16 protein-coding genes are annotated in these 17,739 nt (G+C 68.1%); 14 read left to right on the forward strand and 2 right to left on the reverse strand.

From position 1 onward, the window contains the following. Position 1: 1 nt before the first annotated feature. From hisG to D514_RS32645, 13 genes are all read left to right on the forward strand, one after another. The gene (gene hisG / locus D514_RS32585) at positions 2 to 844 is read left to right on the forward strand and encodes an ATP phosphoribosyltransferase (RefSeq protein WP_017830574.1); all 843 of its coding nucleotides are present in this window, start codon (positions 2 to 4) and stop codon (positions 842 to 844) included. Beyond that, the gene (hisF, locus tag D514_RS32590) at positions 844 to 1,605 is read left to right on the forward strand and encodes an imidazole glycerol phosphate synthase subunit HisF (protein WP_017830575.1); all 762 of its coding nucleotides are present in this window, start codon (positions 844 to 846) and stop codon (positions 1,603 to 1,605) included. The genes hisG and hisF overlap by 1 nt, the downstream gene beginning before the upstream one ends. Continuing rightward, entirely contained in the window at positions 1,602 to 1,982 is a 381-nt protein-coding gene (hisI, locus tag D514_RS32595; RefSeq protein ID WP_017830576.1) for a phosphoribosyl-AMP cyclohydrolase, read from the forward strand. Before hisF ends, hisI begins: the two co-directional genes overlap by 4 nt. Beyond that, complete coding sequence (locus D514_RS32600) at positions 1,979 to 2,566, forward strand: Trp biosynthesis-associated membrane protein (RefSeq protein ID WP_017830577.1); 588 nt, start codon at positions 1,979 to 1,981, stop codon at positions 2,564 to 2,566. Before hisI ends, D514_RS32600 begins: the two co-directional genes overlap by 4 nt. 47 nt (positions 2,567 to 2,613) lie before the next feature. Then, positions 2,614 to 2,844 carry an HGxxPAAW family protein gene (locus D514_RS32605; RefSeq protein WP_017830578.1) on the forward strand — a complete coding sequence of 77 codons (231 nt, stop codon included), beginning with the start codon at positions 2,614 to 2,616 and terminating at the stop codon, positions 2,842 to 2,844. Between the two features lie 2 nt (positions 2,845 to 2,846). Continuing rightward, positions 2,847 to 3,617 (forward strand): indole-3-glycerol phosphate synthase TrpC, encoded by a 771-nt coding sequence (trpC, locus tag D514_RS32610; RefSeq protein WP_031206135.1) that lies wholly within the window; start codon positions 2,847 to 2,849, stop codon positions 3,615 to 3,617. Next, entirely contained in the window at positions 3,617 to 4,885 is a 1,269-nt protein-coding gene (trpB, locus tag D514_RS32615; RefSeq protein WP_017830580.1) for a tryptophan synthase subunit beta, read from the forward strand. The genes trpC and trpB overlap by 1 nt, the downstream gene beginning before the upstream one ends. After that, on the forward strand, positions 4,882 to 5,685 hold the full coding sequence (gene trpA / locus D514_RS32620) for a tryptophan synthase subunit alpha (RefSeq protein WP_017830581.1): 804 nt from the start codon (positions 4,882 to 4,884) through the stop codon (positions 5,683 to 5,685). The genes trpB and trpA overlap by 4 nt, the downstream gene beginning before the upstream one ends. A gap of 10 nt (positions 5,686 to 5,695) precedes the next feature. Beyond that, positions 5,696 to 6,721, forward strand: coding sequence for a prolipoprotein diacylglyceryl transferase (gene lgt, locus D514_RS32625; protein WP_017830582.1), 1,026 nt, complete (start codon positions 5,696 to 5,698; stop codon positions 6,719 to 6,721). Between the two features lie 143 nt (positions 6,722 to 6,864). Next, positions 6,865 to 11,388, forward strand: a complete 4,524-nt coding sequence (gene gltB / locus D514_RS32630) for a glutamate synthase large subunit (protein ID WP_017830583.1) — start codon at positions 6,865 to 6,867, stop codon at positions 11,386 to 11,388. Then, entirely contained in the window at positions 11,381 to 12,847 is a 1,467-nt protein-coding gene (locus tag D514_RS32635) for a glutamate synthase subunit beta (protein ID WP_017830584.1), read from the forward strand. Before gltB ends, D514_RS32635 begins: the two co-directional genes overlap by 8 nt. Before the next feature lie 58 nt (positions 12,848 to 12,905). Next, positions 12,906 to 14,354, forward strand: a complete 1,449-nt coding sequence (gene pyk / locus D514_RS32640) for a pyruvate kinase (protein WP_017830585.1) — start codon at positions 12,906 to 12,908, stop codon at positions 14,352 to 14,354. A gap of 79 nt (positions 14,355 to 14,433) precedes the next feature. Beyond that, positions 14,434 to 15,120 carry a triacylglycerol lipase gene (locus D514_RS32645; RefSeq protein WP_017830586.1) on the forward strand — a complete coding sequence of 229 codons (687 nt, stop codon included), beginning with the start codon at positions 14,434 to 14,436 and terminating at the stop codon, positions 15,118 to 15,120. 3 nt (positions 15,121 to 15,123) lie between these two features. Here the strand turns inward: D514_RS32645 and D514_RS32650 are convergent, their stop codons facing one another. Beyond that, positions 15,124 to 16,383 carry an alpha/beta fold hydrolase gene (locus D514_RS32650; RefSeq protein WP_017830587.1) on the reverse strand — a complete coding sequence of 420 codons (1,260 nt, stop codon included), beginning with the start codon at positions 16,381 to 16,383 and terminating at the stop codon, positions 15,124 to 15,126. Positions 16,384 to 16,443: 60 nt separating this feature from the next. Between D514_RS32650 and D514_RS32655 the strand changes: the two genes are divergently transcribed. After that, positions 16,444 to 17,010, forward strand: coding sequence for a hypothetical protein (locus D514_RS32655; protein ID WP_144053051.1), 567 nt, complete (start codon positions 16,444 to 16,446; stop codon positions 17,008 to 17,010). A gap of 101 nt (positions 17,011 to 17,111) precedes the next feature. On the opposite strand, the gene D514_RS32660 is transcribed toward D514_RS32655, so the two are convergent. Beyond that, entirely contained in the window at positions 17,112 to 17,573 is a 462-nt protein-coding gene (locus D514_RS32660) for a universal stress protein (RefSeq protein ID WP_017830589.1), read from the reverse strand. Positions 17,574 to 17,739 lie beyond the last annotated feature (166 nt).

Consider the following 17,739-nt stretch of genomic DNA (forward strand, 5'->3'; position numbering starts at 1 on the left):
CATGCTGCGCATCGCTGTTCCCAACAAGGGCTCGCTCTCCGAGACCGCCGCCGACATGCTCGCCGAGGCGGGCTACGCCGGTCGACGCGACCCCAAGACCCTGCACGTCATCGACGCCGAGAACGACGTCGAGTTCTTCTTCCTCCGGCCCAAGGACATCGCGACCTACGTCGGCTCCGGCGCGATCGATGTGGGCATCACCGGTCGTGATCTCCTGCTCGACGCGCGTATGCCCGGCGCTCGGGAGATCGAAGCGCTCGGTTTCGCCGGCTCCACCTTCCGCTTCGCCGCTCCCACCGGGCGCTACACGGATGTGACCGAGCTCGACGGCCTGCGCATCGCCACGTCGTACCCGGGACTGGTCGACGCGTTCCTCGACGAGCGCGACATCGCGGTCGATCTGGTGCCGCTCGACGGCGCCGTGGAATCCGCGGTCCGCCTCGGCGTCGCCGACGCGGTGGCCGACGTGGTCGAGACCGGAACGACGCTGCGTCAGGCCGGGCTCGAGGTCTTCGGTCCCGTCATCCTGGAGTCCGAGGCCGTCCTCATCGCCGGTCCGGTCGATGCCGAGGGTGCGGAGACGCTCCTTCGCCGCCTTCGCGGCGTGATGGTCGCTCGTCGCTTCGTGATGATCGACTACGACCTGCCCGTCGCTCTCCTGGACGACGCCGTGAAGATCGCCGGAGGCGTCGAGTCTCCGACCGTCTCACCGCTGCGCGACCCCGAGTGGGTGGCGGTGCGTGTGATGGTCGCGCGCTCGCGCGTCAACCCCGTGATGGACGCGCTCTACGGGCTCGGTGCGCGGGCGATCCTGGTCACCGCGATCCACAACGCGAGGCTGTGATGACGCTCGCCAGCCGTGTCATCCCCTGTCTCGACGTGGCCGACGGCCGCGTCGTCAAGGGCGTGAACTTCGAGAATCTCCGCGACATGGGCGATCCCGTCGAACTCGCCCGGCACTATGCCGCGCAGGGTGCGGATGAGATCACCTTCCTCGACGTCACCGCGACCGTGGACGCGCGGGCGACGACCTACGACGTCGTCCAGCGCACGGCGGAACAGGTGTTCGTACCGCTGACCGTGGGCGGGGGAGTGCGCAGCGTCGACGACGTGGCACGTCTGCTCTCCGTCGGCGCCGACAAGATCGGAGTCAACTCGGCTGCGATCGCGCGTCCGGAGCTCATCGGCGAGATCGCCGATCGGTTCGGTGCGCAGGTTCTCGTGCTGTCCCTCGACGTGAAGCGGGCAGCCACCACGCGTTCGGGGTTCGTGGTGACCACGCACGGGGGCCGCACCCAGACCACCCTCGATGCCCTCGATTGGGCGCGCGAGGCCGCGGAACGCGGTGCCGGCGAACTGCTCGTGAACTCGATCGATGCCGACGGCACTCGTGACGGCTTCGACCTGGAGCTCGTCCGCCTGATGCGTGAGGCCGCCTCCGTGCCGGTCATCGCTTCAGGAGGCGCCGGCCGGGCCGCCGACTTCGCTCCGGCGATCAAGGCCGGTGCGGATGCCGTTCTCGCGGCGAGCGTCTTCCACACCGGTGCGCTCACCGTCGGAGACGTCAAGGACGCCCTTCGCGCCGAGGGGGTGCTCGTACGATGACCGACGCAGACCCGCAGGCGACTTCCGTGGACGAGCGCGTCGCCCAGGTCGCTTTCAACGCCGACGGACTCGCTCCCGTGATCGTTCAGCAGTGGGACACGCACGAGGTGCTCATGCTCGCGTGGGTCGATGCGGAGGCCCTGCGCCGCACGCTCACATCCGGGCGTGCCACGTACTGGTCGCGCTCGCGTCAGGAGTACTGGCGCAAGGGCGACACGTCCGGTCACATCCAGGTCGTGCATGAGGCCCGTCTGGACTGCGACGGGGATGCGATCCTGCTGCTCGTGGCGCAGACCGGTCCCGCCTGTCACACCGGAACGCGCACCTGTTTCGACGCCAACGATCTCCAGGCCCTCGCCGGGACGGAGCAGTCATGACCTTCGCACAGCGGGGACGCTCCCTGTCCGTCTCCGGATTCCTCCTCGCCGGTGCGATCGGCATCATCTCGTCGACCCAGACATGGCTGACGGTCGAACGCGCCGACGCGGGCGAGGCTATCCTGGTCCCCGGCGCGTCCGCCCTGGTGCTGCTCGCCCCGCTCAGCCTGGCGGTGCTGGCGCTCGGCGCCGCGCTGTCGATCTCCGGCAAGGTCGTCCGTCTGGTGTTCGGCGTGCTCGCGGGGGCGACGGCTCTGTTCCTGGGCTGGTCGACACTCCAGCTGCTGCTCGCCGAGCCCTTCGATGCCGTCGCCGCCACGGTCACCGAGGTGACCGGTCTGGCCGGTGGTGACGCGGTCCGTGAAGTCGTGGTGAGCATCGTGCCCTCGGCCTGGCCCTTCATCGCTCTCGTGGGCTGGGCCCTCCTGCTTCTCGCCGCCGTCGTGGTCCTGATGACCTGGCGTGGGTGGAAGGTCGGAGGCCGGCGTTACCGCACCGACCACGTCGAGGTCGCGCACGACGGCCCCGTCGACGCCGTGGATTCCTGGGACGAGCTGTCCCGGGGAACAGATCCGACCCGTTGACCCCGATAGACTGATTCCGAACTGCACGTCGTCCCCCGGAGGAGAACATGACCAACCCGATCGCCGACCCCGGCCACGGACACTCGCCTGCAGCCTGGACCGCCGTCGTGATCATGCTGGTCGGCGTCGCCGCCGGCACCGTCGCCTTCTGCTTCGAGCAGCCTGCCCTCGTCGTCGCCTCGGTCGCGCTCATCCCGATCGGCGCGATCGTCGGCTGGGTGCTCGCGAAGGCCGGCTACGGCGTGAAGGGTCCGAAGTACGCTCCGAAGGCGCACTAATGGTGCTCGCCGACCTGACGGCCGGCGCTGTCGCAGACGCTGAGCGTCGCGCCCTGTCGCGCCCGCTGGCCGCCCTCGAACGAGAAGCGCTCGCGCGCCCCGCCGCCAAGGACGCGCTGTCGTTCCTGGCCCCGGCGGATCGTGTCAAGATCATCGCCGAGGTCAAGCGGGCGAGCCCGTCCAGGGGAGCTCTCGCAGAGATCCCCGATCCGGCTCTCCAGGCCTCTCTCTACGAGACCGGTGGGGCATCGGCGATCAGCGTGCTCACGGAGGAGCGCCGCTTCGGCGGCAGCCTCGCAGACCTCGAGGCCGTCACGGCCCGGGTGTCGCTCCCGGTGCTGCGCAAGGACTTCATCGCCACCCGCTACCAGGTGCTCGAGGCACGTGCGGCAGGTGCCGACCTCGTGCTGTTGATCGTCGCGGGGCTCGACCCCGACGTTCTGCGCGACCTCTACGGTTTCATCGGCGAGCTGGGCATGACACCCCTCGTCGAGACGCATTCCGCCGAGGAGCTCGAAGCCGCGATCGACCTGGGAGCCCCGCTGATCGGGGTGAACGCGCGCGACCTCAAGACCCTCGAGCTCGACCGCGACCTGTTCGGACGCCTGGTCGAGCGCATCCCCGACACGGCGGTGAAGATCGCCGAGTCGGCGGTGCTCACGCCCGCCGATGTCGTGCACTACCGTTCTGCGGGCGCCGACGTCGTCTTGATCGGCGAGGCGCTCGTGACCGGCGACCCCGTCGCCACTCTCAAGAGTTTCCTGGAGGCATGATGAGCCTGCGCGACCAGCACGGCCCCTTCTTCGGTGAGTTCGGCGGGCGCTTCATGCCCGAGTCGCTCATCGCCGCGATCGATGAGCTGACCGCGGCGTACGAGGAGGCGATCGCCGATCCGGAGTTCCGGTCCGAGCTGGCGCATCTGCTCAGCTCGTACGCGGGACGCCCGTCCGCGATCACCGAGGTGCCGCGGTTCGCCGAGCACGCCGGTGGTGCGCGCGTCTTCCTCAAGCGCGAGGACCTCAACCACACCGGCTCGCACAAGATCAACAACGTGCTCGGTCAGGCGCTGTTGACCAAGCGCCTGGGCAAGACCCGTGTGATCGCCGAGACCGGGGCCGGTCAGCACGGCGTCGCGACCGCGACCGCAGCCGCGTTGTTCGGCTTGGACTGCACCATCTACATGGGCGAGGTCGACACCGAGCGTCAGGCGCTCAACGTGGCACGCATGCGCCTCCTGGGAGCAGAGGTCGTTCCGGTGACCTCAGGCTCACGCACGCTCAAGGACGCTATCAACGACGCCTATCGCGACTGGGTGGCGTCGGTGGAGACCACCAACTACATCTTCGGCACCGCAGCGGGACCGCACCCGTTCCCCGCGATGGTCCGCGACTTCCAGAAGATCATCGGCGAAGAGGCCCGCGCCCAGCTGCTCGACGAGGTGGGTCGGCTTCCCGACGCGGTCGTGGCCTGCGTCGGTGGTGGATCCAACGCGATCGGCATGTTCGACGCGTTCCTCGACGATGAGGGCGTCAAGCTCTACGGCGTCGAGGCCGCCGGCGACGGCGTCGACACCGAGAAGCACGCGGCGTCCATCGAGCGCGGGCGCCCCGGCGTGCTGCACGGCGCGAAGACCTACGTCCTCCAGGATGCGGACGGCCAGACGATCGAGTCGCACTCGATCTCCGCCGGGCTCGACTACCCAGGCGTCGGTCCGGAGCACTCCTGGCTCGCCGACATCGGTCGCGCCGAGTACATCCCGGCCACCGATGACGAGGCGATGCAGGCACTGCGCCTGCTCAGCCGCACCGAGGGGATCATCCCCGCCATCGAGTCGGCCCACGCCCTCGCCGGCGCGCTGCGCATCGGGCGCGATCTCGGCCCCGATGGACTGATCGCGATCTGCCTGTCGGGCCGAGGCGACAAGGACATGGACACCGCCGCCCGTTACTTCCAGCTCTACGACGAGGCCGCTCTGGCACACGACGTCTCCGCGGAGAGCGAAGAGGAAGAACTGGCCGCGAAGGGGGAGCCGCAGCTATGAGCCGTGTCGAACAGGCGATCCAGCGCGCCCAGGATGCCGGCCGCAGCGCCTTCGTCGGGTACCTCCCCGTCGGCTTCCCCGACCTCGAGACGAGCATCCAGGCGGCCATCGCCCTCGCCGAGAACGGCGTCGACATCATCGAGCTCGGCCCGCCCTACAGCGACCCTGTGATGGACGGCGCGATCATCCAGGAGGCGACGACCAAGGCGTTGGCCGCGGGCTTCCGGATGGCCGACCTCTTCACCGCGATCCGCGCGATCACCGCGGCCACCGACGTCCCCGTCCTGGTGATGACGTACTGGAACCCGGTGATGCAGTACGGCATCGATCGCTATGCGGACGACTTGCTCGCGGCGGGCGGCGCCGGCCTGATCACTCCCGACATCACGCCAGACGCGGCAGGGGAGTGGATCGCCGCGAGCGAGCGGACGGGCCTGGACCGGGTGTTCCTGGCGGCCCCGACCTCCTCCGACGAGCGTCTCGACCTCGTCGTGAAGTCGTCCACCGGCTTCGTCTACACCGTCTCGACGATGGGTATCACGGGGGAGCGCGCCGAACTCGACCGCGCTGCCCGCACCCTGGTCGGACGCCTGCGTGCGCACGGAGCGCACCGCGCCTGCGTGGGCATCGGCATCTCGACCGCCGAGCAGATCGCCGGGGTGTCGGAGTACGCCGACGGCGCGATCGTCGGCACGGCACTGGTCCGAGCCCTGCGCGACGGCGGCGTACCCGCTCTTGCCGAAGTCACCCGCAACCTGGCCACCGGCACCTCGTCGGCACGCCCCGATCACGAGAACTAGAATCGCACTCATGTCACTCGCGCTCCACAGCACCTTCACGAACGTGCTCGCCAGCATCCCGAGCCCCACGGTCTCCTACTTCGACCTCGGGCCGATCCGGATCCACTTCTACGCGCTGTGCATCATCGCCGGCATCATCGCCGCCACGTTCCTGACCAACCACCGCCTCACCAAGCGCGGTGCGGAGCCGTGGGTGGTCATCGACATCTCGATCCTCGCGGTGCCGTTGGCGATCATCGGCGCGCGCATCTTCCACGTGCTGACGCACCCGAACGACTACTTCGGCGAGGGGATCAACACCTGGAACCCCTTCCAGCCGGGCTCGGTGTGGGCGATCTGGGAAGGTGGAATCGCGATCTTCGGCGCCCTCATCGGCGGCGCCATCGGCGCGTACCTCGGGTGTCGCTGGACGGGCATCCGCTTCTGGACGTTCGCGGACGCCCTGGCCCCCGGACTGCTGCTGGCTCAGGCCATGGGCCGCTTCGGCAACTGGTTCAACAACGAGCTCTTCGGGCTGCCCACCGATCTGCCGTGGGGTCTGGAGATCCCTTCCACGAACTCGGCCTTCCCTCCGGGCCTCCCCGAGGGCACGCTGTTCCACCCGACCTTCCTCTACGAAGTCCTCTGGAACGGGTTGGGCGTCATCGTGCTGCTCTGGCTCGGGCGCAAGCTCTTCTTCCAGTGGGGCCGTCTGTTCGCGATCTACCTGATCTGGTACAGCGCGGGCCGCATCGTCTGGGAGTCGATCCGCATCGATCCGAGCGAGATCATCCTCGGTCTGCGCAGCAACGTTCTCGCGGCGATCATCGGCGTCCTCGTCGGCCTCGTGATCCTCGTCGTGCAGACGCGTCGTCACCCCGGCCTCGAGCCCTCGCCGTACCAGCCGGGCCGCGAACGGAAGGACGCGGGCGCTGATGTACAATCGCAGAACAATCCCTCTGACTTCGTAGACGTGAGCGAGCCTCCGACCGAAGAAGTCACCGCAGGAGCCACCGCCACAAGCACTGCTCCCACGAGCGAGGACGGCTCTCGATAACGCCGCCTCGTGGCGGGAGAACCATTGCACTGAACGAGCGGGCCGACGTCGTCCCCGGGTTTCACTCGAAGATCTGAGGACGGTAACTGGTGTACTTCCAGCCCCCTTACGGCGCCTCCGGCGCATACCCCCCGAAGCAGGGCATGTACAACCCGGCGTTCGAGAAAGACGCCTGCGGCCTCGCCATGGTCGCGACACTGCGCGGCGAAGCCGGGCACGACATCATCGCGTTGGCCCTCGAGGCCCTGCGCAACCTGGAGCACCGCGGAGCCATCGGCTCGGATGCGGGCACCGGGGACGGCGCCGGCATCCTGACGCAGATGCCCGATGCATTCCTCCGCGACGTCGTCGGCTTCGAACTGCCGCCCGTGGGGGAGTACGCCGCAGGACTGGCGTTCCTGCCTCGCGATTCGAGCGAGCGCCGCCAGCAGAAGGCCGGGATCGAGAAGATCGCCCGCTCCGAGGGACTCCGCGTCCTCGGCTGGCGCGACGTCCCCACCGCCAACGAGAACCTCGGCAAGCTCGCCGATGAGGCGCGTCCCGCCTTCGAGCAGCTCTTCGTGAGTGCCGGAGGGGCGACGCATACGGAGGCCCCCCTCACGGGCATCGCCCTCGACCGGGTCGCCTACCGTCTGCGCAAGCGCGCCGGGCACGAACTCGGCGCCTACTTCGTCTCGCTCTCGGCCCGCACTCTCGGGTACAAGGGCATGGTCACGACGCTGCAGCTCGAGCCGTTCTATCCCGACCTGCAGGATGAGCGCTTCGCCTCCGAGCTCGCGGTCGTGCACTCGCGCTACTCCACCAACACGTTCCCGTCGTGGCCGCTCGCCCAGCCGCTGCGCATGCTCGCCCACAACGGCGAGATCAACACGGTCGGCGGCAACCGCAACTGGATGCGCGCCCGCCAGTCGCAGCTCGAGTCCGAGCTTCTCGGCGACATCACTCCGCTGCTGCCGATCTGCACCGACGGCGCCAGTGACTCCGCCTCGTTCGACGAGGTGCTCGAACTGCTCACCCTCACCGGACGCAGCCTCCCGCACGCCATCATGATGATGGTGCCGGAGGCGTACGAGAAGCAGGCCGACATCACGCCGGAGCTGCGCTCGTTCTACGAGTACCACTCCAACCAGATGGAACCGTGGGACGGCCCGGCAGCGCTCATCTTCACCGATGGCACGCTGGTGGGCGCGACCCTCGATCGCAACGGGCTGCGCCCTGGACGCTGGACGGAGACGACCGACGGCCTGGTCGTGATCGGTTCCGAGACCGGTGTGCTCCAGTTCGAGCCTGAGCGCATCAAGCGTCGCGGTCGCCTGCAGCCGGGCAAGATGTTCCTCGTCGACACCTCGCAGCGGCGCATCATCGAGGACAGCGAGATCAAGCACGACCTCGCCACCATGCACCCGTGGCAGGAATGGCTGGATGCCGGCGCCGTCCGGCTCGCCGAACTGCCCGAACGCGAGCACATCGTGCACCCGCCGGCGTCGATCACCCGTCGACAGCGCACCTTCGGATACACCGAGGAAGAGGTCCGCATCCTCCTCACGCCCATGGGGCAGACCGGTGTCGAGCCGCTCGGCGCCATGGGGTCGGACACGCCGATCGCGGTGCTCAGCAAACGTCCGCGCCTGTTGTTCGACTACTTCACGCAGCAGTTCGCGCAGGTGACGAACCCGCCGCTCGACTCGATCCGTGAAGAGGTCGTCACGAGCCTCAAGCTGGGCCTCGGTCCGGAGAGCAACCTGCTCTCCTGGGGACCGGAGCACACCCGCACCGTCTCGCTCGACTTCCCGGTGATCGACAACGACGAGCTCGCGAAGATCCGCCACATCGACAAGGCGATGCCGGGTCGGTCGAGCGCGACCATTCGTGGCCTGTACCACTTCGACGCGGGTCCCCAGACTCTGCAGGACCGTCTCACCGAGATGTGCGCCGAGGTCGACGAGGCGATCGAGAACGGCGCCGAGTTCATCATCCTGTCGGACCGCGACTCGAACAAGGACCTGACGCCGATCCCGTCCCTGCTCATGGTCTCGGCGATCCACCACCACCTCATCCGGCGCGAGAACCGCATGAAGGTCGGGCTCATCGTGGAAGCCGGGGACGTGCGCGAGGTGCACCACGTCGCGACGCTGATCGGCTACGGAGCCTCCGCCGTCAACCCGTATCTCGCGATGGAGACCGTCGAACACCTCGTGCGCACCGGCTATATCACCGGCATCACGCCCGAGAAGGCGGTCAAGAACCTGATCTACGCGCTGGGCAAGGGCGTGCTCAAGATCATGTCGAAGATGGGCATCTCCACCGTGTCGTCCTACGCGGGCGCCCAGGTGTTCGAAGCTGTCGGCCTCAGCCAGGAGTTCATCGACGCGTACTTCACCCGCACCGAGTCCAAGCTCGGCGGGATCGGCATCGAGGAGATCTTCGCCGAGAACCAGGCGCGGCACGACTACGCCTACCCGGAGGACGCAGCGGCGCGCGCGCACGAGCGACTGTGGACCGGTGGTGAGTACCAGTGGCGTCGCGACGGCTCTCCGCACCTGTTCAACCCGGAGACGGTGTTCAAGCTGCAGCACTCGACCCGCACACGGCGCTACGACATCTTCCGCGAGTACACGAAGCTCGTCGACGAGCAGGCCGCCGAGCTCAAGACGCTGCGTGGACTCTTCAGCCTGCGCACCGGGACTCGCAAGCCCGTGCCGCTGGACGAGGTCGAACCGGTCTCCGCCATCGTGAAGCGCTTCTCCACGGGTGCGATGAGCTACGGCTCGATCTCCCGCGAAGCGCACGAGACGCTCGCGATCGCGATGAACAGCATCGGCGCGAAGTCGAACACCGGTGAAGGCGGCGAGGACCCGGACCGCCTCGTCGACCCGGAGCGTCGCAGCGCGATCAAGCAGGTCGCCTCGGGTCGCTTCGGCGTCACGAGCCTGTACCTGACCGAGGCGGACGACATCCAGATCAAGCTCGCCCAGGGCGCCAAGCCCGGTGAGGGCGGCCAGTTGCCGCCGACCAAGGTCTACCCCTGGGTCGCGCGCACCCGTCACGCGACGGCCGGGGTGGGACTGATCTCGCCCCCGCCACACCACGACATCTACTCGATCGAAGACCTCAAGCAGCTCATCTTCGACCTGAAGCGGGCGAATCCCGAAGCACGTATCCACACCAAACTCGTGAGCCAGTCGGGAATCGGCGCGGTGTCGGCGGGTGTCGCCAAGGCGCTGAGCGACGTCATCCTGGTCTCCGGCCACGACGGCGGGACGGGCGCGAGCCCGTTGAACTCGCTCAAGCACGCGGGCACGCCCTGGGAGCTCGGTCTCGCCGAGACGCAGCAGACCCTCATGCTCAACGGCATGCGCGACCGCGTCGTGGTCCAGGTCGACGGTCAGCTCAAGACAGGTCGCGACGTCATCATCGGAGCGCTGCTGGGCGCGGAGGAGTTCGGCTTCGCCACCGCTCCGCTCGTTGTCAGCGGCTGCATCATGATGCGCGTGTGCCACCTCGACACCTGCCCGGTCGGCGTCGCCACGCAGAACCCGGTTCTGCGTGAGCGCTTCACGGGCAAGCCCGAGTTCGTCGTGAACTTCATGGAGTTCATCGCGGAAGAAGTGCGCGAACTCCTCGCGGAGCTCGGCTACCGCTCGCTCGATGAGATCATCGGTCGCGCCGAGCTCATCGAGGTCAATGCCGCGGTGGAGCATTGGAAGGCGGAGGGCCTCGACCTCACGCCCGTTCTCGAAGGCCCCGTCTTCCCGGCGGGCGAGCCTCGTCGCAGCGGTCGCACGCAGGATCACGAGCTCGAGAAGCACTTCGACGTGCAGCTGATCGACATCGCGAAGGGGGCGCTGCTCAACGGCGAACCCGTCGTGGTGGAGCTGCCCATCGCCAACACCGAACGCGCGGTCGGAACGATGCTGGGCCACCAGGTGACCTCTCGGCACGGAGCCGCTGGTCTGCCGCAGGGCACGATCGACGTCACCCTGCACGGCACCGCGGGACAGTCGCTCGGGGCGTTCCTGCCGCCGGGGATCGTGCTGCGGCTGGAAGGCGATGCGAACGACTACGTCGGCAAGGGTCTGTCGGGCGGTGACATCACCATCCGTCCGCCGCGCGGCTCCGCCATCGCACCTCATGAGAACGTCATCGCCGGCAACGTGATCGGCTACGGCGCGACCTCGGGAACGATGTTCATCTCCGGTGTCGTCGGCGAGCGGTTCCTGGTGCGCAACTCCGGCGCGACCGCCGTCGTCGAGGGCGTGGGCGACCATGCACTCGAATACATGACCGGTGGCCTGGCCGTGATCCTCGGTTCGACCGGTCGGAACTTCGGCGCCGGCATGTCCGGGGGCGTGGCGTACGTGCACGCGCTCGACACGAGCAAGGTCAACGCCCAGTCGCTGGGCAGCGGAGAGCTGCTGCTCGAGCCGCTGGACCGTGCGGATCTCGAGGTGCTGCGCAGCCTGCTCGTCGCACACATCGAGCGCACCGCGTCTCCGCGGGCTTCCGCGCTGCTCGAGAGTTTCGAAGAGGCCGCGGCAGAGTTCGTCAAGGTGCTGCCTCGTGACTTCGCCGCGGTGCGGAGCATGCGCGAGGAGGCGCTGGCCGAGGGGATCGACCCCGACGGCGACATCGTGTGGAACCGCATCCTGGAGGTGACCGGTGGCTGACCCCAAAGGCTTTCTGAAGGTGACCGAGCGGGAGCTTCCCGCCCGTCGTCCGGTGCCCGTGCGCATCATGGACTGGAAAGAGGTCTACGAGCCCGGAGACACGCAGGTCCTCCGCCGTCAGGCCGGGCGCTGCATGGACTGCGGTGTGCCTTTCTGCCACCAGGGCTGCCCGCTCGGCAACCTGATTCCGGAGTGGAACGATCTGACGTGGCGCGGCGAGGGTCGCGCGGCGATCGAGCGCCTGCACGCGACGAACAACTTCCCGGAGTTCACGGGCCGGCTGTGCCCCGCACCGTGCGAGAGCTCGTGCGTGCTCGGTATCAACCAGCCTGCGGTGACGATCAAGCAGATCGAGGTCTCGATCATCGACGAGGCCTTCGCGAAGGGCTGGGTCGAGCCTGAGCCGCCCGAGCGCCTCACCGGCAAGACGGTCGCCGTGGTCGGATCAGGGCCCGCGGGCCTCGCCGCCGCACAGCAGCTGACCCGGGCGGGGCACACCGTCGCGGTCTTCGAACGTGATGATCGCATCGGCGGCCTGCTGCGCTACGGCATCCCGGACTTCAAGATGGAGAAGACGCAGCTCGAGTCGCGCCTGCGTCAGATGCAGGAGGAAGGCACCCGCTTCCGTGCGGGTGTCGAGATCGGCAAGGACATCTCCTGGCCCGACCTCCGCGCCCGCTACGATGCCGTCGTCATCGCGACCGGATCGACCGTGCCGCGTGATCTCGCGATTCCCGGACGCGACCTCGACGGCGTGCACTTCGCCATGGAGTACCTCGTGGAGTCGAACCACGCGGTCGCCGGAGACAAGGTCACCGACCAGATCAGCGCCGAGGGCAAGCACGTCATCGTGATCGGCGGCGGAGACACCGGTGCGGACTGCATCGGCACCGCTCACCGTCAGGGCGCGCTCAGCGTGACCAACCTCGCGATCGGCAAGCAGCCCGGCGACACGCGTCCCGACCACCAGCCGTGGCCGATGATGCCGACCGTCTTCGAGGTCTCCTCCGCGCATGAGGAGGGCGGTGAGCGGGTCTTCCTCGCATCGACCGTCGAGTTCCTCGGGAACGAGGTCGGCGAGGTCCGCGCGCTGCGTGTGGCCGAGACGGAGTACATCGACGGGCGCCGTGTGCCCAAGAGCGGCACCGAGCGGGAGATCCCGGCGGATCTGATCCTGATCGCGATGGGGTTCACCGGACCGGAGCAGGGCGGGTACACCGACGACACGCTTCCGCAGGTGACCGAGCGCGGTGCCTTCGGGCGCGACTCGTCGTACGAGTCGACGGTTCCCGGCGTGTTCGTCGCCGGCGACGCAGGCCGCGGACAGTCGCTCATCGTATGGGCCATCGCCGAGGGACGCGCAGCGGCCGCGAATGTCGACCGATTCCTCATGGGCAGCACCGTGCTGCCCGAGCCGGTGCGTCCGAGCGATGTCGCGATCGGTCTCCAGCCCGCGTAGGCTGAGGCCGGCACCGTCGCCTGATTTACCTTCCCCCACTTCTACCCTGGAGAAATCTTTGAGACGCGCGAAAATCGTCGCCACCCTGGGCCCCGCCACCTCCACCTATGAGACGGTGCGCGCACTGATCGATGCGGGGGTGGATGTCGCTCGACTGAACCTCAGCCACGGTGACTACTCCGTGCACGAGAACAACTACGCCAACGTGCGTCGTGCCGCAGAGGACGCCGGTCGTCCGGTCGCCATCCTCGTCGACCTCCAGGGGCCGAAGATCCGTCTCGGCAAGTTCGAGAACGGTCCTTACGAGCTCGCCAAGGGCGACATCTTCAAGATCACCACCGAAGACATCATCGGCAACAAGGACATCTGCGGTACGACCTTCAAGGGTCTCCCGCAGGACGTCAAGCCCGGTGACTTCCTCCTCATCGACGACGGCAAGGTTCGCGTCGAGGTCGTCGAGACCGACGGTGTCACGGTCACCACCAAGGTGATCGTCGCTGGGGCCGTCTCGAACAACAAGGGCATCAACCTGCCCGGCGTCGCCGTGAACGTCCCCGCGCTGAGCGAGAAGGACGAGGACGACCTGCGCTGGGGCCTGCGCATCGGCGCCGACCTGATCGCCCTGTCATTCGTGCGCAACGCCGCCGACGTCGAGCGCGTGCACGAGATCATGGCGGAAGAGGGCGTCCGCGTTCCTGTCATCGCCAAGGTCGAGAAGCCGCAGGCCGTCGACGCGCTCGAAGAGATCGTCGACGCGTTCGACGCGATCATGGTCGCTCGTGGCGACCTCGGTGTGGAGCTTCCGCTCGAGGCCGTGCCGATTGTGCAGAAGCGCGCGGTCGAGATCGCGCGTCGCATGGCCAAGCCGGTCATCGTCGCGACGCAGATGCTCGAGTCGATGATCAACAGCCCTGTTCCGACGCGCGCCGAGACCTCGGATGTCGCGAACGCGGTGCTCGACGGTGCAGACGCCGTCATGCTCTCCGGTGAGACCAGCGTCGGCGATTACCCTGTCGTCGTCGTCGAGACCATGGCGCGGATCATCGCGTCCACGGAGGAGCACGGCCTGGAGCGTATCGCGCCTCTCACGACCAAGCCCCGCACGCAGGGTGGCGCGATCACCCTCGCCGCTCTCGAGGTCGCGGAGTTCGTCGACGCGAAGTTCCTCTGCGTGTTCACGCAGTCCGGTGACTCGGCACGACGTCTGTCGCGTCTGCGCTCGCGCATCCCGATGATCGCCTTCACACCGGAGCCGGGTATCCGTCGCCGCATGGCGCTGACGTGGGGCATCCGCTCGACCCTGGTCGACATGGTGCAGCACACCGACCTGATGTACCACCAGGTCGACGAGTACCTGCTCGGCAACGGTCTCGCCGAGGAAGGGGACAAGGTCGTCGTGATCTCCGGTTCCCCTCCCGGAATCGTCGGATCGACGAACGACCTTCGTGTGCACAAGGTCGGCGACGCGATCCGCGGTGCCGCCCCCATCTACAAGGCCGGCGTCTGACGGACAGCATCCAGAGGGGGCGGGACTTCGGTCCCGCCCCCTCTGTCGTAGGCGTCAGGTAGTTTTCACTCATGGAGCCGTGCCGTCGTCCGAGGAGCACATCATCGGCGTGCTGAGGAACGCCGGATGGTGGGTCGCCGACTACGTCTACGCGGGGTACTGGCAGGTGCGTGCGCTGTTCGACCGCACCGATCCGGCGTCCTTCGCATCCGGGAGCGCCGCCCACATCGTCGTGCTCCCCGGTGTGTACGAGACCTGGAGATTCCTGCAACCGCTCGTCGTGGCGATGCATCGGCGCGGGCACCCCGTCCACATCGTCGACGCGCTCCGTCGCAATCAGCAGCCGGTGGTCGACCTGGCCGCCGATGTCACCGCCTTCCTCGAGGAGCATGACCTCACCGACGTGATCCTCGTCGCCCACAGCAAGGGCGGCCTCGCAGGGAAGCTCGTCATGACCGGCCCGGCGAGAGAACGTGTGCGGTCGATGCTCGCGGTCGCGACACCGTTCGGCGGATCTCGCTACGCCCGCCGCATGCTGTCACGCACTCTGCGGGAGTTCTCTCCGGAAGACCCGTCGATCGTGAGTCTCGCACGGCAGCTGAGCGTGAACGAGCGGATCGTCTCGGTTTACGCGGGGTTCGATCCGCACATCCCCGAGGGGAGCGAGCTCGTCGGTGCCAAGAACGTCCGCCTCGAGACGGGCGGGCACTTCCGGATCCTCGCGCACCCGCGGGTTCTGGCAGAGCTCGCGGTTCTGGCGGAATAGCGCTCAGCCGCAGCCGTCGGCAGCCGCGCGGCTCCCACCGAGCGTCGGGAGCCACAGGAGCAGGTCAGGCAGCGCGGCGTAGGCCGCGAGGCCGTGGGTGACATCCGGATAGCGGTGGAAGGTGACTTCCGTGTTCTGCGTGCAGAGCAGCTTCACGTAGCCCTCGGTCGCGCTCGGCAGCACGAGCTCGTCTGCTTCTCCCTGACCGACGAAGACCGGCACCCTGAGAGGGGTGTTCCCGGCGCTGTTCTCCTGGAGCATCGTCTGCCACGGCTCTGTCGTCGCAGGGTCGCTTCGCACGTAGCGACCGACGAGCGGGTCGGCGATCGCGTGGATCTGCGCGTTCTGTGTGAGCAAGCACAGGGCGGCCATGTCGGGGGTCGCCGACAGCCCGGCGGGTGTGAGCACGTCGGTGATCGTCTCGGAGCCGTACTGCTCTGCGTAGGCGGCTTCGTAGGCCGGGATGGCGAAGGAGGCGATGGTGACGCCCGAGAGGTTGACGATGTCGTCGGTCATCAAGGCGTTCAGATTCGCCGCCGGCGCCGCCACAGCGACGCCCTCGATCGTGAGCTCGTGCGCGTACTCCGCTGCGCGCTCCGCCGCGAACAGAACCGCCTGACCTCCCTGCGAATGTCCCCACAGCACGACCCTGTCGCTCACCCCTGCGCCGTCGATGCGGCGTGCTGCGCGCACGATGTCCAGCACGCTGTTGGATTCGGGAATGCCCAGCAGATACGACGAGGCGCCTTCGACCCCGAGGCCGGGATAGTCGGTGGCAGCGATGGCGTACCCCTCGGCGAGCAGCTCGTGCATCCCCTCGATGTACTCGAACGGGTCCATCCCGAGCGACGGTGCGCACCGTGTGGCCGCCCCCGTGGTGGGATGGCCCCAGGACACGATCGTGCGTCCGCCGTCGGGAACCGGCCCGTTCGGGACGATCACGACGCCGGACACCGGGATATCCGCGCCCGCCTGATCACGCGAGTGGTAGATCACGCGCCACGCGCTGGTGCCGACGGGAGCACTTTCGATCGGTGCGATGCGGATGATCTCGCCCGGATCGTCGCGGGGCAGGGGAGTGGGAAGGGCATAGAAGGCCGGATCCGTCCGCGCATCGTCCTGCTCGGCCAGTGTTCGGCGGGTGACTTCGATCGCGACGAGCACGAGCGCCGCGATCACGAGGGCGCCGATCAGGATGAGGGCGCGGCGTCGGCGCCGCGGGCGCGTGGCATGCGCGGCCGGCAGACCGTCACCGTTGTGCATAAGGACTTTCTAGCGCACGCAGCGAAAGAGCACGAGGAGGGTCCCGTTACGATGGCGCTCATGACGCCAACGGTCCCGGGTTCCCGACGGTCGTCGTCGCGGCCCACGGTCATCGGGTGGGTGGCATGGTGCCTCTTCATCCTGAGCGTCTTCGTGGTGTCCACGAATGCAGGGCGCGACCGCTACGCCGGGGTCTGTCCTGGACCGGGCGAGGGCGGACGTGATGGGGTCTTCGAGCTGTTCCCGTTCGCGCAGACGTGTGTGGTGCGCGGTGTCTTCCCCCCTTTCACGGTGGCCGACGTGATCCAGACCGTCGTCGTGTACGTGTCGCTGCTCGTGGGCCTCGTCGCGACCGTGCGCCTGCTGACCGTTGGGGGCCTCCGAGAGCTTCCTCGCGGCGCGACGCTCCTGATCGCCGCCCAAGCAGCCGGAATCCTCCTCACCGGAGCGATGCTCCTCGTCCAGCCGGACTCCGCACTCCAGCCTCCAGAAGCCGGTGGGTTCAACGTCGGACTCGTCTGGGGCGCAGCGGTCGCCCTGGGGCTGGCCACCGCGGTCACCGTGATCGTCTTCGTCTTCGTGTCGCTCGTGAACTTCGGACGAGCGCACTCCGAGGCGCGACAGTAGTCGGAGTCGGAGGCCAGAGCGATCGTCGGGACGCAGATGTCCGTCGGCAGCGGCGGGCGAGGCCGGCTTCGTCGGCCCGGCGTCGAGCGGGTCTCTCGGGATCAGAGACGAACGTCGTCGCCGTCTGCGGTTGCGGTCTTCCGCGTGTGGACGATCAGGACGGGACAGTGCGCGTGTTCCGCGCATGCGGCGCTGACCGACCCCAGGAGCAATCCGGCGAAGCCTCCGTGACCGCGACTGCCCAGCACGAGCATGTAGCAGTTCTCGCTCAGTCCGATGAGCGTTCGTGCGGGAGCACCGAGCAGTGTCCGCTGCGTCATTCCGGCGGGTGGTCGTCCGCCGAAGGCCTTCCGGATGCTCTCGCCGAGAATCTCCTCGGCGTCCTGTTCGGGCGACCACTCGATGGCCGCATAGGGATCGATGGGTGGTGCGGTCCATGTGGTGACGACGTGCAGAGGTCTGTTCAGGGCGTCCGCCAGGGGAGCGGCGTAGCGCAGCGCTTCGACAGATGACGCCGAGCCATCGACGCCCACGATGATGCGGTCGGTCCGTGTGGTCTCCATGTCCCTACGATCGCGGGTCCGGTGCGCGATCCCCGGGACGAAGGTCACACCGACCTGACTCCAGAGGTCGTCTGGCGAAAGGGTCTGCGGCGAACGCCGTCCGAGGGTCTCGTGGACGGGCTCGGGACCTTCGGCACTGGAACGCCCGAGCGAACGGAGATGTACT

This window comes from Microbacterium sp. UCD-TDU (assembly GCF_000340625.1).
In the GTDB taxonomy this organism is placed as follows: Bacteria; Actinomycetota; Actinomycetes; order Actinomycetales; family Microbacteriaceae; genus Microbacterium; species Microbacterium maritypicum.